Raw genomic sequence first — 20,109 nt, forward strand, 5'->3', positions numbered from 1 at the left:
TGGCGGCACAAACTGCCGCAGACCGGAGCAACTTATGAAAGGCATTCTTGGCCTTCTGCGTTCTAAAACCTTGGTGAACAAACCCAAGGACGAGAGCACGGACTCCATGCTCTTCTCCACCGCGTTCGCTGGCCAGGGCGTGGACGATTCCATGCTGGTGCCCTGGGAAGCCCGTGCAGTAGAAGTGGGCGCCAAGCGGCTACCCGCCAGCCGGGGCGGCAAGCTGCTGCAAGGCTTGTGGGCCAAAGACAAGTACATGGCACACCTGGACAAGGACGCCGTGGAGCGCATGGAGCGCTTCTTTGAGTTTGCGTCGGTGCCATCGAACCGCGACCTGATTCGCCAAGACGAATATGGCAACTTCATGGTGGTGCTGCTGACGGGCACCATCGCGGTGGACCGCGTTCAGCCCTGGGGTGAGCAGCTGCGCCTGGCGGAAACCCGCCCTGGCGACATCCTGGGCGAGATGTCCCTGCTGGACAGCGGCATCCGCTTTTCGGCCTGCACCACGTTGACTGACTGCGAAATTGCAGTGCTCAGCGCTGAAGCCATGGACGAAATGATGTCAAAGGACCCCCAACTGGCGGCCAGCCTGGTAGCCCTGCTGGCGCGTAAACTGTCGCTGCGCTTGCGTGTGGTCAGTGCCCGCCTGAGCGACTACCAAAAATAACGGCACGTAAGAAGTACAAATCACATCCGCACCAGCGGGTGACAATGACGCCAGAGAGGATTTCGGATGGAACGCGATCAGGCCAGTAAATTCATCAATGACCTGCTCAAGTTGATGGTGAGCCGCAACGGCAGCGACTTGTTCATCACGGCGGAGTTCCCGCCTGCCATCAAGGTCGATGGCAAGGTGACCAAGGTATCGCCGCAGCCATTGACCCCCACCCACACGCTCACACTGGCGCGCGCCATCATGAGCGACAAGCAGGTGGCGGACTTTGAGCGCACCAAGGAATGCAATTTCGCCATTTCGCCCGCAGGCATCGGCCGCTTTCGGGTCAATGCGTTCGTGCAGCAAGGCCGAGTGGGCATGGTGCTGCGTACGATTCCATTGACGCTGCCCACCATTGACGGCCTGGGCGTGCCCCAGGTGCTCAAGGAGATCACCATGACCAAGCGCGGCTTGTGCATCATGGTGGGTGCCACAGGCTCGGGCAAATCAACCACCCTGGCGGCCATGGTGGACTGGCGCAACGAAAACTCGTTCGGCCACATCATCACCGTGGAAGACCCTGTCGAATTTGTGCACCCGCACAAGAACTGCGTGGTTACGCAGCGCGAAGTGGGGCTTGATACCGACAGCTGGGAAGCGGCCCTGAAGAACACCCTGCGCCAAGCCCCGGACGTAATCCTGATGGGCGAAATCCGCGACCGCGAAACCATGGAACACGCCGTGGCGTTTGCTGAAACCGGACACTTGTGCATGGCCACACTGCACGCCAACAGTGCCAACCAGGCACTGGACCGGATCATCAACTTCTTCCCTGAAGAGCGCCGCGCTCAGCTGCTGATGGACCTGTCACTGAACCTGCGCGCCATGGTGTCGCAACGCCTGGTGGCAAAGCAGGACGGCAAAGGCCGTGCGGCGGCCGTGGAGATCATGATCAACACGCCCCTGATTTCCGACCTCATCTTCAAGGGTGAAGTCTCGGAAATCAAAGAAATCATGAAGAAGAGCCGCAACCTGGGCATGCAGACGTTTGACCAGTCGCTCTTTGACTTGTACGAAGCCAATGTGATCAGTTACGAAGACGCACTGCGCAATGCCGATTCGCTGAACGACCTGCGCCTGCAGATCAAGCTCAACAGCCAGCGCGCCAGGTCACCCGATCTGGCCTCGGGCACCGAGCATTTCGCCATCGTCTGAGCCCCTGCGCTGCGGCGCGCCACGCCCCCACCCCGGCGCCTGCCCTTGGAATCCGTTCGCAAGGCAGGCGTTTTTTCTTTGACCTCCCGAGCCATACCATGCCCAGCACCAACCCACGCTCTTACGATTCCATCGCCAACCGCAAAGTCGCTTTCCTAGGCCTCGGGGTGATGGGTTACCCCATGGCCGGGCACCTGGCCCTGGCCGGCCATGAAGTGACCGTGTACAACCGGACTGCCGCCAAGGCCGTGGCATGGTGCAAGGAATTTGCCGCCACCCCGGCGCCGCGCAGTGCGGCTACGCCGCGAGAAGCAGCCACCGGCGCCGATATCGTTTTTTGCTGCGTCGGCAACGACGACGACCTGCGCTCGGTCACGCTGGGCACTGACGGCGCATTTGCAGGCATGAAGCCCGGTGCCATCTTTGTGGACCACACCACTGCCTCGGCCGAGGTGGCGCGCGAGCTGTATGCCGCCGCGAAGGCTCAGGGCTTGCAGTTTGTGGATGCCCCCGTCTCGGGCGGCCAGGCCGGTGCACAAAACGGCATGCTGACGGTGATGTGCGGAGGTGATGCCGACGCATTTGCCGCAGTGCAACCTGTCGGCATGGCGTTTTCGCGCGCCTTCACCTTGCTGGGCTCCAGCGGCGCCGGTCAACTGGCCAAAATGGTCAACCAGATCTGCATTGCAGGCCTGGTGCAAGGGCTTTCCGAAGCCATTGCGTTCGGGCAGAACGCAGGGCTCGACATGAAGCAGGTGCTGGATGTGATTGGCAAAGGTGCCGCCCAGAGCTGGCAGATGGACAACCGTGGCAAGACCATGGTGGACGACAAGTTCGATTTCGGCTTTGCCGTGGACTGGATGCGCAAGGACCTGGGGCTGGTGCTGGATGAAGCCAAGCGCAACGGCTCGCGCCTGCCTGTGACTGCGCTGGTGGACCAGTTTTACGCGGACGTTCAGAAAATGGGCGGCAACCGCTGGGACACGTCCAGCCTGATCAAGCGGCTCAAGTAAAGATCAGCCCCAAGGCCCGCGCTGAACTTCCGCAAGCGCGGAGCCTGCAGGCACACCACCCCGGAGGATGTGTGCCTCCCCCAAAGATGAAATTACGCTCGCCGCCCTGCCGCCCTCAGGGGCCGGCGAACACATCTCTCCAGCGATCAGTTGCGGGGAGTCGACGCTGGAGGCGCGTCTTGCACCACTGGGGCCGGAGTGATGTTGCGCAGTTCGTCTTCGGTCAGCATTTCAAAAACGCGCACCACCTTGCTCACACCACTCACGCCTCGGGCGATTTCGGTCGCGCGCTGCGCTTCACGCTGTGTCACACGCCCCATCAGATAGACGACGTTGCGCTCAGTCACCACCTTGAAGGCGCTGGCGGACAGGTCTTTGGCATCCACCAGGCTGGCGCGCACCTTGCCGGTGATGAAAGTATCGTTGGAACGCTGCCCCAGGCTGCTGGGCGGCATCACCGCCAGGTCGTTCACCACCGAGCGGACGTTCTCAACCCCCAACACCACTTGCTCGACCCGTTGACGGTCTTGAGCGCTGGGCACTTCGCCCGTCAGCAGCACCTGGCGGTTGAAGCTGGTCACGTTGACGTGACCACGGTCGCCCAGCAGCTCACTCAGGCGATTGGCCGAGCGCAGCTCGATGCCCTCGTCTTCCACCTGCGTGCCGGTGGTACGGCGGTCCACCGCCATCATGGTGCCCACCACGGCGCCGCCCACCACCAGGGGTGCGCAAGCCGACAGGCCTGCAGCCAGCGCAGCGGCGGCCAGCAAAGAACAAAGGGTGCGGTTCAAGGTCTGCTTCATCAAGAAATCTCCTGGTCACCAAGTAATTGGGCGTCCACGCCATCGCTGATGCAATGCAGCACCAGGGCATGCACCTCGCGCACGCGCGCAGCGCGGTCATGGGGTACGTTGATCAACACATCTGTCTCGCGCAACACGGCTGCCAAACGGCCTCCGGTGCGGCCCGACAAGACGATCACGGTCATGTCGCGCTCATGGGCTGCCTCTGTGGCGGCCAGCAAGTTGGCGTCGTTGCCCGACACCGACAGCGCCAGCAGCACATCGCCCGCCTGGCCCAAGGCCCGCACCTGCCGGGCAAACTGCTGGGAAGACATGTCCGGCCCGCTGGCCGAAGCCGTCAACAGCGTGCTGTCTGCCGTCAGCGCCATCGCCGCAAGTTCGGGCCGGTCGCGCTCAAACCCCGCCACACAAAACGCAGCAAACTGCTGCGCTTCGGCGGCAGAGGGGCCGTTGCCACAGGCCAGCACTTTGCCACCGCTGGTCACACAGGCCAGGATGGCATGGACGGCGGCGGCGATGGGTTGGCTCAAGACTTGCGCCGCTTGGTATTTCAGATCGGCGCTGTCGATGAAGTGTTGTTGGATGCGTTGCTCAAGCATGAGGGCCCGATGATACCCGCCGCTTGTTATCGCTTTTGTAGCAAAGGGTTGCCTCGCAGCAAGCCCCAGAGCCTGCAGCCTGCACCAGTACCCGCGCCGCCGGCAACGCACCCCGGGCATGGGCTGCCAGCGCTACCGCCGCCCCAGACCTTGCAACAGCACCGAGATGCACGGTGCACGCCGCTGCATCTGCCACGCGGGATTACTGCGCATCAAACGCCGCCCTGATCCACTGCACCTGTCCCTCGATCAGGACCGCATCGAAGCGGCATGGCGGCGGCGATGCGTAGCGCAGCAGGTAGTGGCGTGCGGCAAACACCACCCGCTGCTGCTTGATTGCACCGATGCTGGAGCCCGCACCGCCAAAGGCACTGCTGCTGCGGCTGCGCACTTCCACAAACACCACCGTACCGTCACGCTCGCGCAGGATGAGATCAATCTCGCCCCCTCCGCGCCCCGGCGTCCGATAATTGCGCTCCAGCAACTGCAAGCCTTGTGCCTGCAGATACGCCAGCGCCTGGTCTTCGGCAGCATTGCCGCGTTGGCGGGTGGTGGCGTTTGCCACAGCGCCCGTGGGGGCGGGCCTTTTTCCGAGGAATTTCATTGAGCGCATCTTTCGCAACAGCACTGGCCGCCGCACGCGATGCAGCCGCCGCCCAGCATTATCCGCAGGGCGCCCTGTACGTCGTCGCCACGCCCATCGGCAACCTGGCTGACATCACCCTGCGTGCCCTGCATGTGCTGCAATTGGCAGACACGGTGGCCTGCGAGGACACGCGCCACACCCAGGCGCTGCTGCGGGCCTACGGCATTGACAAAAGCGCACACCAGCTGCTGGCGGTGCACCAGCACAACGAAGCCGAGGCGGCCCTGCAGGTGGTGCAGCGGCTGCAGCAAGGGCAACGCGTGGCGTACGTGAGCGACGCAGGCACGCCCGGCGTGAGCGACCCCGGTGCCCGGCTGGCCCAGGCGGTGCGCGAGGCAGGGCTGCGCTCGGTGCCGCTGCCAGGAGCCAGCAGCATCACCACGGCCCTCAGCGCCGCAGGGGCCGTGGCCCACAGCGCTGAACAGGGGGGATTTGTGTTTGCAGGGTTCCTGCCCGTCAAGCAGGCCGAGCGCGCCGCTGCGGTGCAGGTGCTTGCGGGCGAGCCGCGCTGCGTGGTGCTGCTGGAGGCCCCGCACCGCATCCAGGAACTGGCGCAGGCGCTGGCCCCGCTGGGCGAACGCCCGGTGACCCTGGCCCGTGAACTGACCAAGCAGTTTGAAGAAATCACCACCCAGCCCGCCCACGCTTTGACGGCCTGGCTGGAAGGGGGGGCGCAACGCGCGCGGGGCGAATTCGTGGTGCTGCTGCACCCGGTGGCGGTGGCCAGCGATGGCAACGGCGAAAGCCTGCGCGTGCTGCGCCTGCTGCTCAAAGAGCTGCCCCTGAAAACCGCCGTGCGGCTGGCGGCCGAAGTGACCGGTGCATCGCGCAACGCCCTGTACGACACCGCGCTGGAATGGAAGCGCGAAGGCGATGGCGAAGGCGACGACAACGCTTGAGCGAGACAGGCGCATGGGCCGAGCCCCATCGGCAGGCGCGCGCCGGTCAACTCAATGGCCGATGAGGCTTTAAGCAAAAAGCGGCTCTAGCGCTTATCCCGCAAGCGCAAGCAGCTTCTTTTTTGATAGCAAATCACGGGGCCACAGCCAACCCCATCGCCACACCCCCGAACAAGTCTCCCTCCACCTGGGCGGTGTCGGGAAACGCCTTGCGCAACGCATCGCGTAAAGGCCGCAAGGCCGAGGAGCCCCCGGTGAGATAAATCGCGTGCAGGTCTGCCGCCTGAAGACCCGCCCGCTGCAGGCACTGCTGTGCACATGCCACGACCTGCGCCAGCGGGCTGTCCAGGTGCTGCTCCAGCCCCTCAGGCGTAACGCATGACGCCAGCGCGGGCTCGATCCAGTCCAGCGGGATGGGCGCATCTGCATGGCTCACCGATGCGGAGATTTTGGCCTGCTCCATGGCATTGGCCAGCTTGTGGCCCAAGCGCTCGTTCAGCACCGTCATCAGGCGCGCATGCAATCGCTGGTCGGCGTAGTCAGTGCGCAAAGCCTGGGCGTCGCGCAGCGCCTTGGGTGAGTAAAGCCACTGGATCAGATGCCAGGTGGACAAGTCAAAAAACACCCGGCTGGGTACCTCCCGCCCGCTCGGCCCCAGATGCCGAAAACCCAGCAACGGCATCAACAGCTCCAGGCTCAGGCGGCGGTCAAAGTCCGTACCACCCACATGCACGCCGGTGGTGGCCAGCACATCGTCCAGGCGGTCAGCGCGTCCCATGCGGCCTGGGCCCAGGCGCACCACGGTGAAGTCCGAGGTGCCCCCGCCAATGTCCACCACCAGCACCACTGCCTCGTGGTCAATGCGCTGTTCGTAGTCCAGCGCCGCCGCAATCGGCTCGGGCTGGAAGGAGATGTTTTCAAAGCCTGCATCCACAGCGGCCTGGCGCAGCGCATCTTCGGCCTGCTGATCGCGCACGGGGTCATCATCCACAAAATGCACCGGGCGGCCCATCACCACACGCCCCGGCATACCGCCCAGATCGGCCTGCGCCTTCTGGGCCAGCATGCGCAGGAACAGGCTGATGACGTCCTGGTAGCTGATCAACTGCTGGTGCACCGCCGTCTTGTCCTGCAGCAACGCGCTGCCCAGCAGGCTTTTGAGCGAACGCATCAGGCGGCCTTCAGTGCCCTCCAGGTACTGCGCAATCGCATCCCGCCCAAAGTGCGTGCGGTGCTGTTCCGCGTTGAAGAACAGGGCGGTGGGCAAAGTGCGTGCATCGCCTTCGAGCGAAATCATGCGCGCTGCGCCTTGCCCCTGGCGCACGGACATGGCCGAGTTGGAGGTACCGAAGTCGATGCCGAGGGTGACGTCTTGCAGGAGAGCCATCTTGAAGCGGGGGGAATGCAGACCAGCGCGCCAATTGCGCCGGCCTGAAGCAGTTTGAAAACGGAAACGTGCGCGGCAAGCGCCACGATTGCGAGCGCTTTGACAGGGTGGCTTGGAGCGAGTGCCCAGCCGAAGGCGCAATGCAAAAAGCCCCTGACCAGAGATCAAGGGCTTTTTTAGTTTGGTGGTGGATTTTAACAGAAAACCAAACCCACATATCAGCAGTCTCTCAGCCCCGGTCGGAAGCCTTGAGACCCTCGCGCGATTCCGGGGAAGGATTTCGCGCAACCGCACATGCCCATGATTGTAAGTTCAGAGAGGCCGATTGGCCCTCGCAGTTGCCGCAACTGCCAGGGAATCTGGGGGCTGCAACTTGGCTTTCCTCTCGTTTGTCGCCGTAATGCCCGGCACGAACGACGAAAGGAAATGCCATGCAAACTGTACCCGCCTTCACCGAAACGGAGCTCGCACGTCGGTGGAACGTCAGCATCAAGACCCTGCAACGCTGGCGCAGCGAAGAACGCGGCCCGCCGTACATCAAGCTCTCAAAGGCCATCCGCTATCCAGTCGATGAGATCGTCACCTATTGATCCGGCAGGCTTTATTCGTAAACCTTGCTCGGGCTGAGGTGTCGAAGCCCCTCGACGGGCTCAAGTTGAACGGCATCGGGACTCTGCAATAAACCGTGCCGGATCAATATGAGCAGGCGATCCGCCAGGGCATGTCCCACGAAGTGCCGCTGCCATCCTTGAACGAAGCGCAGTCCGTTGTCGAATCTCCCGCGCCCGCAGCGCCCGAACCAAAGCGGTACTACTTGAGCGAGGCCTTCGCACTCATCGCGCAGTACGGCAGTCTTGAAGCGGCCGAGGCCGCGCTGACGGAGGCGCGCGATGAAGCCCAAGGTTGATGCCAACAAGCATGGCGTTGCGCCCAGCCCGGATGAGCCAGTCATCACGTATCCGGTCCTCGATGAAACCCACTTGTCCTCGCGATGGAATCTCTCACCCAAAACGCTGCAAAAGTGGCGCTCGGAAGGAATCGGCCCGCCCGCCTGGCACCTCAACAGATCTGTCCGTTACCTTCTGATGGAGGTCGAGGCCTTCGAGCGCAAGGCTCGGGTCACTTGGAAATCCCCTACCGGACGCCCTTTGTCCGAATCCTCTCCCACGGCACGTGAAGACGCCATCGAGCAGATGATGCAGAAGCGGCCTGAACGCCGTGATCGGGTTTTCTACTCCGCCAAAGAGGTGGTCGACATCACTGGATTGCCCGGTTACTGGATTCACCAGAATCAGGAACGCCTGCGGCTCGGCATCCCGTTCTACCGGATCGCAAACGGTGACGTCATCCGCTTCAGCATCGAGGAGCTCTTCCTCTGGGAGATGCATCACCTGCGCCCATGCCGGTACCCGGCGAACGGGAATGCTGATGCCTCGTAGTTGGGGCGAGCCGTGGCGAAGTGTGTTGCCCTACGTTCCGATATTTCGTTGATTAATTAAAATTGGAGAATAAATGGAACACACTCCATCAATGCTCTCCGAGACCCACACCCAGCGCATCCTTGATCTGGCCAGCCAGAGAGGGCTGCTGCGTGCCAGCGATTTGGACGCCATCGGCTCGCCCCGGGTCATCCTGACGCGCATGACTGCAGCTGGACTGCTGGAACGGATCGGGCGTGGTCTTTACCGTCTGCCAGGCGCACAGGTGACGGAATTTGAGAGTCTTGCCCTTGTCGCCACCAGGGTGCCACAAGCCGTGTTCTGCCTGCTCACAGCACTCCAGTTTCACGGGCTGACCACCCAACTACCGCGTCAAGTCTGGATCGCCATGCCACGCGGCAGCCACTCACCCCGGATCGACTATCCGCCGATCCGGATGGTTCAGATGGCCGGTAGCGCTCATCTGGCAGGCGTCGAGGAGCACTTGTGCAACGGGGTGAAGGCGCGGATCTACAGCCCGGCCAAGACCGTGGTCGATTGCTTCAAGCATCGCAACAAGATCGGTCTGGATGTGGCGCTGGAGGCCTTGAAAGACGCATGGAGGACGCGCAAGGCGTCCGCAGACGACCTGTGGCGCTACGCTCAGGATTGTCGCGTCGCCACCGTGATGCGCCCCTACATGGAAGCAGTCGCCCACGACTGACGCCACGGCCGCCGAGACGGGCTGGCTTCTCTTTGGTTTAAAAATTTGGTAGGATGACGGTTGTTTTAAACCCAACCCGAGGAGGCGTCATGATTGCAGATCGCATTCGTCAAGCACGATTGGCGGCAGGTCTGACCCTGGGTGCGTTGGGCGAACAGGTGGGTGTTTCTCACACCGCCATCCAGAAGTACGAGAAGGGTCTGCTGACGCCGTCGTCGACTCAGCTACTCAAGCTGGCCCGCGCCTGCGGCATCCGGACCGAATACTTCTTTCGCACGCATACGGTTGAACTGCTGCAGCCCGAGTTCCGCAAGCTCTCGACCTTTGGCAAGACGGCGCAGGATGCGCTGAAGATCAAGGTCGTCGAGTTGGTGGAGAAGCGCGTGGAGTTGCTCGGCGCATTTCCCGAACTGCCGTTCCCGGCGTTTGCACCGCCCGCGAATCTGCCTGAGCACATCACCTCGCTGGATGAGATCGATGCGTTCTCGGATTCGGTCCGCAACGCTTGGCTGTTGGGCCTGAATCCGATTGCTGACCTCACCGACACCCTCGAAGGCCTTGGCTTGCTGGTCATCGTGGTCGACGAAGAAAACCCAGGCTTCTCTGGCTTGACGGCCAAGGCACGGACCGAAGATGGCCGGGAGTATCCGGTCGTGGCTGTTTCCAAGCGCTGGCCCGGTGATCGGCAGCGGTTCACGCTGGCGCATGAGCTGGGGCACTTGCTGCTCGAAGGACGACTGGCTGACGGGATCAACGAAGAGAAAGCCTGCGACCGGTTCGCCGGTGCCTTCCTGGCTCCGCGTGTCGCGGTGTTGCAGTTGCTTGGGGCACAACGCCATGCGCTGGAATGGCAAGAGCTGTATGTGCTCAAGCACGAGTTCGGTCTGTCGATGACCGGATGGCTGCAGCGCGCCAAACAGTGTGGCGTGATCACCGAGGCAGCTCATCTCTCCATGTTCAAGCGGTTTTCGGCCAAGGGCTGGCGTAAGACCGAGCCTGGCGAACCACTGCCGAAAGAGCATCCCCGACTGTTTGATCAGTTGGTGTACCGCGCCTTGGCCGAGCAATACATTTCCGAAGGCAAGGCGGCGGAACTGCTGGGCATCCCGATGATGCGCTTCCACAAAGAACGCCAGCTGGAGTCATCGGATGCGGTTGCTCATCAGTGATGCGAACATCTTGATCGATATGGAAGCGGGAGCGTTGATGGAGACGCTCTTCCAGCTTCCGATGCAGTTCGGCATCCCTGATCTGCTGTACTACGAAGAAATTGAACCGGGCAGTCCGGGCCTTGAAGACCTGGGCTTGCAGGTCATGGAGGTCAGCGGCGACTTCGTGGCGTATGCCCAGCAGTTGCCAGGCCAGCACAACCATCTGCTTCCCGCGAAAAACGGTCCCAAGCCCAGTCACAACGACTACTTGGCACTGGCGCTTGCGAAGCAGGAGACCTGTACCTTGCTGACCGGCGACACCAATTTGCGGATTGTTGCCAACAAGGAGCAGGTCAACGTCATGGGCACCATCGGGCTGCTGTGCGCCATGATCGAGAACCAACTGCTTACAGTCGACGACGCCTTCAAGGCACTTGACCGAATGAAGTCGGGCAAGCGTCGGTTGCCCTGGCCGGAAGCCGAAAAAGTACTGAACGCGCTGCGTTGATCAGGTTCTGCCATCGGCAGGCAACCACTGCGGGCCAGTGGCTTTAGGCCAATGCCCGCTGCAACACGCTCCATGCGGTAGCCCAGTCGATCCGCTCCTGCTCCAAGCGAACGTTTTGCCCCCAGCGCTGCTGCTTGAGATCCCGATAGAGTTGCTGCTCTTGCTCCGTCAGAAGCGTCAGTTCCGTTGCAGGATGCTGCGCCGATTCATCCACCCACAGCGTCTTGTGTTGCAGCAAGGTGTCTTCGTCCATGAGCACCGACTGCAACGCTGGAACGTATGAACGGGCTCGATGCAGGATGGCAAATCCATGGGTGTCCAAATCACCCCAATAGATGCACTTTGCGCGGGCAAGCCAAGAGAAACGGGCCAACACGTCGACGTTATAGCCAAGACGCATGAACACGACAGCGCCCGGCATGTCGGACATTGCCAGTCCCGTTTGAAGGTTCTCGACAATAAACACATGTGAGACCGGCAAATTGAGACCCGCCAGGTTTTCCACTGGTGCAGTGATGTCACCCACGCCACCGACCCTGGCTCGCAACGCCTGATCCAGTACCCGCATTCGCACAAGGAGTGGAGGTGCTTTCAGTCCGCAGCGCTGGTAGAAATCCAGTTCGCTGGAAGAGTCCTCTTGAATTGCGGCCACCAGATCCGTCAGCAGCCCTTTGCGCCCATCGAGCCATTTGCTATCCAGCCCGGACACCGGCAGCTGGCGGGGGTAGAGGTCGGATTGTGGATGGTTCGCTATCCAATCCAGCATCTCTGCAAGCCGATGAAAATCGGCATCGCCATAGTCCGCCAGAACATCAAAATACCTCGGCAACTGCTGCGCCAGTACCGGCCAGCGAGCGGTGAGCGTTCGGTAGCGAGATTGAGCACGCTCCCATCGTGCGGACTCACCAATCCACATGGCCACATCCTCTGGGCCACCCAACGCTAGCTTCTCCGGTAGTCGCTGAACGCCAAGCGCTTTCCACCGGCGCTCACACCAGGACAAGGAGCCGACTCCTTGCCAACCTTGCCATGCGCTCACCCAAGCACGAACGCCGTCGACTTGTCTCAGTGCAGCCTGCTCCGTCGGCACACCGAGCGTAACTTCCAATGGCCATTGGCCATCACCCGGATCACCGATCAACCACTCGCGGTGCTTGCTTTGAAAGCGACGGGCAAGAAACTGCCGAACATCTTCAGGAAGCTTCAACGCCAGACTCCTCTCGTGCGTGCTCTGGCAGCTTCAACCGCTGACGATCACCGTCGTACTCGATCAGCAGGACGCCTGACACGCGCCGATCGCTGATATCCACGAAGCAAGCGCCACCGATGAATGGTTCGAGGGTCATGACGGACTTCAGCGGCGTAGCGACCACCATCTGGAATCCGAAATTGGTAAAGATGTTCATCGCCAAAGCGGTGAACTCGTTATCCGCCTTGTCGAAGGCCTCATCCAGAACGACGGGCGCATACATCGGCACGCCGTGGTCGTTCCCGCCCAGTTGGTATCGCAGGGCTGCGGCCAAGCACGTGGTGGCCAGCTTCTGCCGTTGGCCGCCGGACTTGCCTGCTCCGCTGCGGTAGATCTCGACCTCGACGCCGCTTTCATCGATCTCCCGCCCGATGAACTCGACATGCTGTCGAACATCGAGCACAGTCTCACGCCAGCGCTTTTGCTCGGGGTCCTGACTGGCGAGTCGATCAACAAGTCGTCGCAAGGCCAGGAACCGCGCCTCGGCAAACTCTCGATCCTCCGTCCATGCATGGCTCAGCGCCCGCTGGATCTCTTGCTTGAACTCCTTGACGTCGACAAGCTGCCGGTCACTGGCGTCGATGTGGAGATAGGTGCGTTGATTGGCGCTCTGGTTGAAGGGCACCTGGCCAAGACTGTCGTTGACCAGATCCATCCGTTCCAGGATCGCCTTACGCGCATCGTTCAGGTAGGTGGAAAGCGCAGCCAGATTCTGGTGACTTTGGTTCTGTAGCAATTCAAAGAATCGCTGCTCATAGGCGGGCAGTCCATCCGTCTCCAGTCGAACCAGTTTGGCGAAGAAGTCTGGAGCGCTGGCAAGGCTCGTGTCCATGTCGCCCGCGTCCATCGGCCATTGCCGTTTGAAGTCGGCAAAGCGCGCTTCTACTTCCTTCTCGCATGCGCCAATCCCACGGTTGACCTCTTCGATCTCCGCATTGAGTGCGCGTTCTACAGAGGTTGTCACCTTGTCGAGGTTTTCGAGCCGGACTGCATCTGACTGCTTGGCGAAGCGCTCGTCGAGACCCGACACCTGATGGGGCGTCAATGGAACGATAGACGCGTCCTGCAGGAGAGATTCCAGTTTCTGGGTGCTGGTCTTGATCTGGTCAAGAATCGAGTCGTGCGCGCGTGTTGCCTGGCGAAGCTCCTTATCAGCATCCTCAACGAGCTTCTTTTGTTCACCGATCTGCTCGCTGATTTGCAGCAGGGTGGTATTGCCCTCCCGCGCTTCGCGGATCTGCCGTTCAATGGTGGAGATGCGATCCAGTAATGGGAGCACATCTATTTCTTGCCACTGGAGATTCACCAGAGTCTGGCACTGCATCGCTCGGGTCGCACGATTTTTGTCTTGCTCGGAGAGTTTGTCGATCTCCCCGCCGAGGCGAGAAATGGTGTCAGCCAGCTCCTGCGCCTGAGCTTGAAAGAGCCCGAGCTTCTCCCGGTTATCAAATCCGAGCACCCAGTTTCGTCGGTCCCCGACACTTCTACGGTCGTCTTTTTCGTGTCGGGTTTTGCTGTGCTTGACCTGGCCTTCACGGGTGATGGCGCGGTCTGCGCTCCTGAAGGACTGAATAGAGTCGACGCACGCATAATCGAAGCGTTGCCGTAGTTCGGCCTGGAGCCAATCGGCATACGTCCCATCCTTGACGTTCAGCTTGAGGACGAGAGAGTTAGCACCGATAGGCTTGGCCTGCCACGTCTCCGGACGGCCAGTCCGGTAATACACCAAGCGCTGGCCAAGATGGGTGTTGTTGATGTGGTTGGCCAATGCCGAATACTGGCGCTCGTCTACCAGGAGTGAGAGCGCAAATCCGTGCAGTACGCGCTCAATGGCCCCCTGCCATTCGGCCTCGTCAGGCTTCACCTCGACGAGTTCGCCAACAAAGGGAAGTGCCGACTCCGAGATCCCGATGGCGGCAGCGATGTCTCGACGCATTTCCAGCATGTCCGCTGGGATGTTCGATGGCTGGCGCTGAAGTGCCTGCACCTCTTTCAGTGCTTGCGAAAACGCGGTCTCGGCATCCTTCTTTTCTCTGTCCAGGCGGAACTGCTCGGCGCGGCTATCGTTGCTGCGCTGCTCCCAGTTTTCGACCTCCTGTCGTGCGTTGCCCAACAGTTCAGCGAAAGCTTGAGGCGAATCCGGGAGACTCCATCCCAGCTTCTTGCACGCATCTTCGGCCTGACTGCGTTTGCGCAGGCGATCTGTGCGCTGGCCCTCCAGCCCCAGTTTCTCGGCTTCCCATTGCTCGATCTGATCACCGCCTGCCTCACGGTGCTGTCGCTCCAAATCGCGCAAGATTGCGGCGTGGTTATCCAGGGTACTTTGACGCCGCCTCACTTCACCCTCTGAGCCGTTGGCTTGCACCTCTAGGGATGCCACGTGCTCCTTGAGGAGCTCAATGCGTCGGGTTTCCCGGTAGCCATCAACGCCAAGCCGAAGCTCATCCAAGCCATTGCGCTGCAGTATCAACGAATCCCTGCGCTGATATTGCTCCCGCGCTGGCGCGAGCGTTTGAACTTGCTCGCGGGCCGTGACGACTGCCTGGTGGGCAGCATTGAGTTCGCCAAATTCGCTGACCAAGCGATCCGCTACCTCGAAGGTTTCGGGCTTGTCGAGCATGAAGTCGCGCAGGAAGGTATTGAGGTCGCCTAGGTTTTTAGCCGACTGGGTTTTGTGCAGCAAACGCAGCGCCATTTCGCTCTCGATGCCGAGCAGACGGCAGAACCGTTCGCAATAGGGACGAAATTCGTCGCGGGCGAATGCCTCCGGGAAGGACTGCTTGAGCTTACGGATGTCGAAGTTGGATTGGCCGAAGTCCTCGAGCTCGCGCAGATCAAAGGCCCGTTCCATGACAAGGTAGTGGCGTTTGACGTCGGCGCTGCCATTCGCATTGCCCCGCAGCCAGAACACCTGAACCAGCACCACAGACTGACCCAGGGCATTCTGGTAGGTCAGCGCCAAGGCTGACCAGGTCGTCCCCGCGCGCAGGTAGCGGGTCGCGATCTCGCCTGACTCCCCATCCTTCTGTTCAGCCCACGCACCACGTATGTAGGTAACGAGGTTCCGGTCACGGCCACTGCGATCCGCCTCGCGCGCAGCAGCGTTGAAATCGATCCAGCGAGGTGGCGTCAGCAACGCCGAAAATGCATCGAGCAGCGTCGACTTCCCTGCGCCGGATCGACCCACAAACAGAAAGCCTCGCTCGCTGATTGGTACGTCGTGCAGGCCGGAGAAAGTACCCCAGTTGTAAACCTGCAGGCGGATCATCCGGAACTGCTCGCGGGCAAACAAGGAGGCGGTTTGGGGTTCCGAGATCATTGGTCAGCCTCCTCATCAGCTTCAGTCTGAACCAGCTGCGCTGGCGTTTCTCCGGCAGCCATTCGCTGATACAGGTGCGTCAGCGCTTGTATTTCCTCTGCCGAGAAGAGGAGCTTCAGCGTCGGCGAAATCTCGAAGCGATCCTCACTCGAGCGAATTTTCTGCAGGATGCTGTGCTTCTTGATCTTCTCGATGGAGGCATGAACTCGTTTCACGAACCCTGCACGGTCGGTGTTGGCGGCGCGCTCATAGAGGGATAGAAACTCCGTGATCTCATCTGTCGACACCACGGCACGATCCCCCTGCGAGTCCGCCTGGGTCAATCGCTGGCGAAGGTGGAGCAACAGAATGGAGTCAATGAACGTCAGTTGGGCGCGACGCAGCAGGAGGGGCACTTCAAGGTCGCCGGTATCTGCCTGACGCGTGAAGGCCACTTGCACATCCCGATCGATGACCAGTTCGAGAAACAGTTCGGCAAGACGCCGACGTATCACCGCTTCGTCTCTTACCAAGATCGGCCAGAGCTTTGGATGTCGACGTCCATCGAGCGACGGCCCTGCCAGCAGCTGCACCAAGGCGCGCCGGGTATCCAGTGCCAACTCGCCGCTGTCGCCCAGGAACAGGGTGTTGGCAGGTGCCTGAGCAGCATCGGGTGCTTGTGCCTCGGCTGGGATTGCCGCTTCGTCGTTCTCAGACCAGTTCATGGGCCCGCTCCCTCAAAAAGAAGATCTTTGGAATTCGGGCGCTACGACGCTGCTCGTCGCCTCCAACCCAGCCTACGGTTTCACTGTGGTCGGCTTTGAACCCATGCCGACTGCCCAACGCCAGCAGGCCGACGACGCTGCCCAGCCCCTGTGCAGCGGGGAACTGCTCCAGCACGTCGGCAATCGATGCCTGGGAGCGTTGCTCCAGGACAGCCAGCACGTTGGCCTTCAGTGTTCGGAAGTCGATCTCGGACTGTGCGACCAGTTCGCTCACAGACTCAAGGTCGATTGGCGGCGCATCCCCTTCTGCCATCTGCCCAGGCAATGCTTGCAGGGATGGGTCGTGCAGCACCCATTGAGACAAGGAGCGCAACCGACTGCTCGTGAGTTCCAGCGTGTACTGGAGGGTCTCAGTGGCCCTGACTTCATCCTTCAGGCTCAGTGCTGCGCGCTGAGCGTCTTTCAGCAGGTGATTGAGTCGGCGTTGTTCGAGGTATTCACGACTCTGGACGAAGTGCTTCAGGCTTCGCGCGAAGGTCTGGAGCACCTCGTGAACCATGCCGCCCTGCTCAAGAAGGGTGCGCGTTAGCCGCAGAAGGAATCGTCGCTCCTTGGCCTCGAGCTGCTCCACGAACTCCCGCGACATAACGCTATCAAGTGCCTGATCAAGCGTGGCCGCCTGTTCTGGGTCCGTAAGCAAGCGCCAGAAAGCAGAGAAAGTCCTTCCGGCGTCGCTCTCTGAAATCAAATCGATTCCGGCGAACAGCGAATCCAGCACATCCCCTCGATTGCCATCGTTGTCCATGATGCGTTCACGGAGATCGCGATTGAGCTGGTCGAACTGATCGCGGACACGGCGGAAATCACCGGCCAGATCGTCGGCCAGCGTGATGATCTCCCGCGTGCGCTCGAGCGCCGTTGTATGGGGCAGCACGCGCATCTGCCCCTTCTGGATGGCGTCAATCTCCTTGTCGATGCGGGCTTGCTCGGCCATGAGCCGGTCGATGCGGCGGAATTTGTCAGTGTCGGTGTCCTCGGCAAGTCGTGCCAAGGCTTCGATGACGAGCGTCAGGCGGCTTTCAGTCGCTGCTGAGTGCGGTTGCGCCAGGCCAGAGACGAATCGAATGGCTTCGACGGCCGCCGTGGAGAGTTCATATTCCTCTTCTGAAGCGCCAGCCGGGAAGCGTCGCTCCAAGTACCCATCGGCGAGCCAGCTGGCGACATACGCCTGTGCCGTTTGGGGAAAGTCTTCGCCTTGGGCGCGCAGCTCTTCCAGATCCCTTGCGATGCGTTCGTGAAAAATGGAGGCAGGGAGGCTTCGCTCGCCCTCATACAGATGAGATTGAAGCAGGCCAATGACGGTAGGCCCGGTAGTCGAGGCAAGCAGACGCCACAGCGGCTGCGCCCGCATGCGCCGGTAGGTCGCGATGGCTTTGTCTGCTTTCACTCCCATGCTCCAAAGTGCGGGCACCGCCCGTCATGTGGTAATCACAATGCAACGCATACAAGAATCATAAACATTGCGTTGCCACATTCTAGAGCAGCTTATATACTTCCCGCAATAACCCGCACAAGTATTCGTTAACCCGATAGAGCACTCAGGAATGCCCAAAGACCAACTTGCAGAACTGACCCAGCCACAACGCGACCGGCTCGCGTTCGTGGAGTTGCGCGTGCGCTTCATCGGGGAGATACGCCGTCAGGACTTGGTCTCGCGGTTTGGCATCCAATCCGCCGCCGCATCCAGGGATCTGGCGCTGTACAAAGAGTTGGCCCCGGGCAACATCGACTACGACCCCAAGGGCAAGTCCTACGTCCTGGGGCCGGACTTCCGGCCCGTCTTCGACTTTCCACCGGAGCGAGTGCTGTCGTGGCTGACCCAGGGCTTTGGCGACGGTGAGCCGATGCGGCTCAAGGCGTGGGTGGCCAGCGAGAGCCCGTCACGGCTCACGCATCCGGATCTGGATGTGCTGGCGAGCGTGACCCGGGCGATCCATCAGGAGTGTCCGCTCGGCATCGAGTACCACTCCATCTCCAGTGGCCGCACCGAGCGGGAGATCGTCCCGTTCGCGCTGATCGACAACGGCCTCCGTTGGCACGTCCGCGCCTTCGACCGGAAGTCCCAGGAGTTCCGGGATTTCGTCATCACCCGGATCAAGCGCCCGGTCCTTATGAGGGATGCAGATGTGCAGACCCATGAGCGCAGTGATCAGGACATCCAATGGACCCGAATCGTGGAGCTGGAGATGGTGCCGCACCCGGACCAGCCCCGTCCTGAAATTACGGAGATGGACTACGGCATGGTTCGTGGGTCATTGCGGATGAAGCTGCGTGCCGCCACGGCTGGATACATCTTGCGGCAGTGGAGTGTGGACTGCTCTCCGGACCACAGTCTTCGCGGTTACGAATTCAGGCTCTGGCTGAAAGATCACCTGGCGCTGTACGGCGTCAAGAACGCTGTGTTGGCGCCGGGCTACCGCTCGCCCGACCAAAACAAGGGAGAGCGATAAGGTGGCCTACGACCCAAAACGCGCGCTGGAACTGCTCCGGATCGGCTCCGGACGCGCCGATGCCACTTTCCGCGACGGCCAAGAAGATGCCATTCGTCACATCGTAGAAGGCAAAGGCCGCTTGCTGGTCGTGCAGAAGACCGGGTGGGGTAAGAGCTTTGTCTACTTCATCGCGACCAAGTTGCTGCGGGAAGCTGGAGCCGGCCCGGCGTTATTGATCTCGCCGCTGCTGGCGCTGATGCGAAACCAGATCGCAGCGGCAGAACGGATGGGGGTTCGCGCCGCCACCATCAACTCCGATAACCAGGATGAATGGAAATCGGTTGAAGCCAAGCTGCGTCGAAACGAAGTGGACATTCTGCTGATAGCGCCAGAAAAGCTGGGTAACGACTGGTTTAACACAGAGGTTCTAGCTGGTATCGCAGGGCAGATTTCGCTGATGGTTATCGATGAGGCCCATTGCATTTCCGATTGGGGTCACGACTTCCGTCCTCACTACCGACTGCTGGAACGTATCGCCAGAACGCTTCCAGCCAATCTGCGGCTGCTGGCCACAACGGCAACAGCAAACGATCGGGTTATGGAAGACCTTGTGGCTGTGCTCGGCCCCAACATGAAGGTGCTGCGTGGCGACCTGAATCGAGATTCTCTGACGCTGCAAACGATGCGTTTGCCCAGTCAGGCTGTCCGTCTGGCCTGGATCGCGCAGCAACTCAGTTCACTTCCAGGGCACGGCATCATTTACACACTCACTATCCGAGATGCCAATCAACTGGCAGATTGGCTCAAGGCCCGGGGCTTTGCTGTAGAGGCCTATACAGGTAAGACAGGTGATCGGCGTGAGGAGCTAGAGCAGGCTCTGCAGGAGAACAAGGTTAAGGCACTTGTAGCGACCACCGCATTGGGTATGGGCTACGACAAGCCGGATCTGGCATTCGTTATCCATTTTCAGATGCCAGGCTCAGTTGTCGCCTATTACCAGCAAGTAGGGCGCGCAGGAAGAGCGCTGGAATCTGCATATGGCGTGCTCTTGAGCGGAGATGAAGAAGAAGGAATTACCGACTGGTTTATCCGTAGCGCGTTCCCAACTCGCCAAGAGGTAGACGATGTCCTGGGGGCTCTTAATGAGGCACCGGAAGGACTTTCAATACCTGACCTCATGACCTGCGTGAACATGAGCAAAGGTCGCATCGAGAAGACTATCACGGCACTGTCTCTCGAATCTCCAGCGCCGATCGCCAAGCAAGGTACGTGTCGCATCCCGGACGATCATATGGTCGCTTGTGAAACAGATGCGGGTGTGTCT

The 20,109-nt window shown here is 60.9% G+C and carries 20 protein-coding genes; 12 read left to right on the forward strand and 8 right to left on the reverse strand.

Annotation, left to right across the window (positions count from 1 at the left end; genetic code table 11):
* The first annotated feature begins 34 nt into the window (after positions 1 to 34).
* The 3 genes from IHV84_RS15545 (at position 35) to IHV84_RS15555 (ending at position 2,886) form a co-directional block, all read left to right on the forward strand.
* The gene (locus tag IHV84_RS15545) at positions 35 to 670 is read left to right on the forward strand and encodes a Crp/Fnr family transcriptional regulator (protein ID WP_198847532.1); all 636 of its coding nucleotides are present in this window, start codon (positions 35 to 37) and stop codon (positions 668 to 670) included.
* A 66-nt stretch (positions 671 to 736) separates the two neighbouring features.
* Positions 737 to 1,873 carry a PilT/PilU family type 4a pilus ATPase gene (locus IHV84_RS15550; RefSeq protein WP_044397335.1) on the forward strand — a complete coding sequence of 379 codons (1,137 nt, stop codon included), beginning with the start codon at positions 737 to 739 and terminating at the stop codon, positions 1,871 to 1,873.
* A gap of 98 nt (positions 1,874 to 1,971) precedes the next feature.
* Positions 1,972 to 2,886, forward strand: coding sequence for an NAD(P)-dependent oxidoreductase (locus IHV84_RS15555; protein WP_198847533.1), 915 nt, complete (start codon positions 1,972 to 1,974; stop codon positions 2,884 to 2,886).
* A 146-nt stretch (positions 2,887 to 3,032) separates the two neighbouring features.
* Here the strand turns inward: IHV84_RS15555 and IHV84_RS15560 are convergent, their stop codons facing one another.
* The 3 genes from IHV84_RS15560 to IHV84_RS15570 form a co-directional block, all read right to left on the reverse strand.
* Positions 3,033 to 3,689, reverse strand: a complete 657-nt coding sequence (locus tag IHV84_RS15560; RefSeq protein ID WP_198847534.1) for a BON domain-containing protein — start codon at positions 3,687 to 3,689, stop codon at positions 3,033 to 3,035.
* Positions 3,689 to 4,288 (reverse strand): SIS domain-containing protein, encoded by a 600-nt coding sequence (locus IHV84_RS15565; RefSeq protein WP_198847535.1) that lies wholly within the window; start codon positions 4,286 to 4,288, stop codon positions 3,689 to 3,691. The genes IHV84_RS15560 and IHV84_RS15565 overlap by 1 nt, the downstream gene beginning before the upstream one ends.
* A 202-nt stretch (positions 4,289 to 4,490) precedes the next feature.
* A complete protein-coding gene (locus tag IHV84_RS15570; RefSeq protein ID WP_198847536.1) occupies positions 4,491 to 4,892 on the reverse strand; it encodes a YraN family protein in 402 nt (133 codons plus the stop codon).
* Between IHV84_RS15570 and rsmI the strand changes: the two genes are divergently transcribed.
* Entirely contained in the window at positions 4,892 to 5,833 is a 942-nt protein-coding gene (gene rsmI, locus IHV84_RS15575; protein ID WP_198847537.1) for a 16S rRNA (cytidine(1402)-2'-O)-methyltransferase, read from the forward strand. The two genes, IHV84_RS15570 and rsmI, sit on opposite strands and share 1 nt — an antisense overlap.
* Before the next feature lie 133 nt (positions 5,834 to 5,966).
* Here the strand turns inward: rsmI and IHV84_RS15580 are convergent, their stop codons facing one another.
* Complete coding sequence (locus IHV84_RS15580; RefSeq protein WP_198847538.1) at positions 5,967 to 7,220, reverse strand: Hsp70 family protein; 1,254 nt, start codon at positions 7,218 to 7,220, stop codon at positions 5,967 to 5,969.
* A 431-nt stretch (positions 7,221 to 7,651) separates the two neighbouring features.
* On the opposite strand from IHV84_RS15580, the gene IHV84_RS15585 reads away from it, so the two are divergent.
* From IHV84_RS15585 to IHV84_RS15610, 6 genes are all read left to right on the forward strand, one after another.
* A complete protein-coding gene (locus tag IHV84_RS15585) occupies positions 7,652 to 7,810 on the forward strand; it encodes a helix-turn-helix domain-containing protein (RefSeq protein ID WP_198847539.1) in 159 nt (52 codons plus the stop codon).
* A gap of 95 nt (positions 7,811 to 7,905) precedes the next feature.
* The gene (locus IHV84_RS15590; protein ID WP_198847540.1) at positions 7,906 to 8,127 is read left to right on the forward strand and encodes a hypothetical protein; all 222 of its coding nucleotides are present in this window, start codon (positions 7,906 to 7,908) and stop codon (positions 8,125 to 8,127) included.
* Complete coding sequence (locus tag IHV84_RS15595; RefSeq protein ID WP_198847541.1) at positions 8,111 to 8,659, forward strand: hypothetical protein; 549 nt, start codon at positions 8,111 to 8,113, stop codon at positions 8,657 to 8,659. Before IHV84_RS15590 ends, IHV84_RS15595 begins: the two co-directional genes overlap by 17 nt.
* A 91-nt stretch (positions 8,660 to 8,750) precedes the next feature.
* Positions 8,751 to 9,362: an AbiEi antitoxin N-terminal domain-containing protein gene (locus IHV84_RS15600; RefSeq protein ID WP_198847542.1), complete on the forward strand. Its 612-nt coding sequence runs from the start codon at positions 8,751 to 8,753 to the stop codon at positions 9,360 to 9,362.
* 89 nt (positions 9,363 to 9,451) lie between these two features.
* Positions 9,452 to 10,531 (forward strand): helix-turn-helix domain-containing protein, encoded by a 1,080-nt coding sequence (locus tag IHV84_RS15605; protein WP_198847543.1) that lies wholly within the window; start codon positions 9,452 to 9,454, stop codon positions 10,529 to 10,531.
* Positions 10,512 to 11,021, forward strand: a complete 510-nt coding sequence (locus tag IHV84_RS15610; RefSeq protein WP_198847544.1) for a PIN domain-containing protein — start codon at positions 10,512 to 10,514, stop codon at positions 11,019 to 11,021. Before IHV84_RS15605 ends, IHV84_RS15610 begins: the two co-directional genes overlap by 20 nt.
* A gap of 43 nt (positions 11,022 to 11,064) precedes the next feature.
* On the opposite strand, the gene IHV84_RS15615 is transcribed toward IHV84_RS15610, so the two are convergent.
* From IHV84_RS15615 to IHV84_RS15630, 4 genes are read right to left on the reverse strand one after another with little or no spacing between them, the layout of a single operon-like run.
* Positions 11,065 to 12,228, reverse strand: a complete 1,164-nt coding sequence (locus tag IHV84_RS15615; RefSeq protein WP_198847545.1) for a Wadjet anti-phage system protein JetD domain-containing protein — start codon at positions 12,226 to 12,228, stop codon at positions 11,065 to 11,067.
* Complete coding sequence (locus IHV84_RS15620; protein WP_198847546.1) at positions 12,215 to 15,589, reverse strand: ATP-binding protein; 3,375 nt, start codon at positions 15,587 to 15,589, stop codon at positions 12,215 to 12,217. Before IHV84_RS15620 ends, IHV84_RS15615 begins: the two co-directional genes overlap by 14 nt.
* Positions 15,586 to 16,293, reverse strand: coding sequence for a DUF4194 domain-containing protein (locus tag IHV84_RS15625; protein ID WP_198847547.1), 708 nt, complete (start codon positions 16,291 to 16,293; stop codon positions 15,586 to 15,588). The genes IHV84_RS15620 and IHV84_RS15625 overlap by 4 nt, the downstream gene beginning before the upstream one ends.
* A complete protein-coding gene (locus tag IHV84_RS15630; RefSeq protein ID WP_233100056.1) occupies positions 16,280 to 17,746 on the reverse strand; it encodes a DUF3375 domain-containing protein in 1,467 nt (488 codons plus the stop codon). Before IHV84_RS15630 ends, IHV84_RS15625 begins: the two co-directional genes overlap by 14 nt.
* Before the next feature lie 151 nt (positions 17,747 to 17,897).
* Between IHV84_RS15630 and IHV84_RS15635 the strand changes: the two genes are divergently transcribed.
* Together IHV84_RS15635 and IHV84_RS15640 are read left to right on the forward strand one after the other, a co-directional pair.
* Complete coding sequence (locus IHV84_RS15635; RefSeq protein WP_198847548.1) at positions 17,898 to 18,803, forward strand: YafY family protein; 906 nt, start codon at positions 17,898 to 17,900, stop codon at positions 18,801 to 18,803.
* Position 18,804: 1 nt separating this feature from the next.
* A partial coding sequence (locus IHV84_RS15640; RefSeq protein WP_198847549.1) for a RecQ family ATP-dependent DNA helicase occupies positions 18,805 to 20,109 on the forward strand: 1,305 nt, incomplete at its 3' end.

The sequence above is a fragment of the Acidovorax sp. IB03 genome, assembly GCF_016406015.1.
GTDB classification, from domain to species: Bacteria; Pseudomonadota; Gammaproteobacteria; order Burkholderiales; family Burkholderiaceae_C; genus Acidovorax; species Acidovorax temperans.

Bases quoted from the DNA above. Each gene is read 5' to 3' on its own strand.
- IHV84_RS15565 (WP_198847535.1), bottom strand. From the start codon at position 4,288: ATGCTTGAGCAACGCATCCAACAACACTTCATCGACAGCGCCGATCTG.
- IHV84_RS15600 (WP_198847542.1), top strand. From the start codon at position 8,751: ATGCTCTCCGAGACCCACACCCAGCGCATCCTTGATCTGGCCAGCCAG.
- IHV84_RS15550 (WP_044397335.1), top strand. From the start codon at position 737: ATGGAACGCGATCAGGCCAGTAAATTCATCAATGACCTGCTCAAGTTG.
- IHV84_RS15635 (WP_198847548.1), top strand. From the start codon at position 17,898: ATGCCCAAAGACCAACTTGCAGAACTGACCCAGCCACAACGCGACCGG.
- IHV84_RS15585 (WP_198847539.1), top strand. From the start codon at position 7,652: ATGCAAACTGTACCCGCCTTCACCGAAACGGAGCTCGCACGTCGGTGG.
- IHV84_RS15605 (WP_198847543.1), top strand. From the start codon at position 9,452: ATGATTGCAGATCGCATTCGTCAAGCACGATTGGCGGCAGGTCTGACC.
- IHV84_RS15620 (WP_198847546.1), bottom strand. From the start codon at position 15,589: ATGATCTCGGAACCCCAAACCGCCTCCTTGTTTGCCCGCGAGCAGTTC.
- IHV84_RS15555 (WP_198847533.1), top strand. From the start codon at position 1,972: ATGCCCAGCACCAACCCACGCTCTTACGATTCCATCGCCAACCGCAAA.
- IHV84_RS15560 (WP_198847534.1), bottom strand. From the start codon at position 3,689: ATGAAGCAGACCTTGAACCGCACCCTTTGTTCTTTGCTGGCCGCCGCT.
- IHV84_RS15625 (WP_198847547.1), bottom strand. From the start codon at position 16,293: ATGAACTGGTCTGAGAACGACGAAGCGGCAATCCCAGCCGAGGCACAA.
- IHV84_RS15630 (WP_233100056.1), bottom strand. From the start codon at position 17,746: ATGGGAGTGAAAGCAGACAAAGCCATCGCGACCTACCGGCGCATGCGG.
- IHV84_RS15580 (WP_198847538.1), bottom strand. From the start codon at position 7,220: ATGGCTCTCCTGCAAGACGTCACCCTCGGCATCGACTTCGGTACCTCC.
- IHV84_RS15570 (WP_198847536.1), bottom strand. From the start codon at position 4,892: ATGAAATTCCTCGGAAAAAGGCCCGCCCCCACGGGCGCTGTGGCAAAC.
- IHV84_RS15545 (WP_198847532.1), top strand. From the start codon at position 35: ATGAAAGGCATTCTTGGCCTTCTGCGTTCTAAAACCTTGGTGAACAAA.
- IHV84_RS15595 (WP_198847541.1), top strand. From the start codon at position 8,111: ATGAAGCCCAAGGTTGATGCCAACAAGCATGGCGTTGCGCCCAGCCCG.
- IHV84_RS15610 (WP_198847544.1), top strand. From the start codon at position 10,512: ATGCGGTTGCTCATCAGTGATGCGAACATCTTGATCGATATGGAAGCG.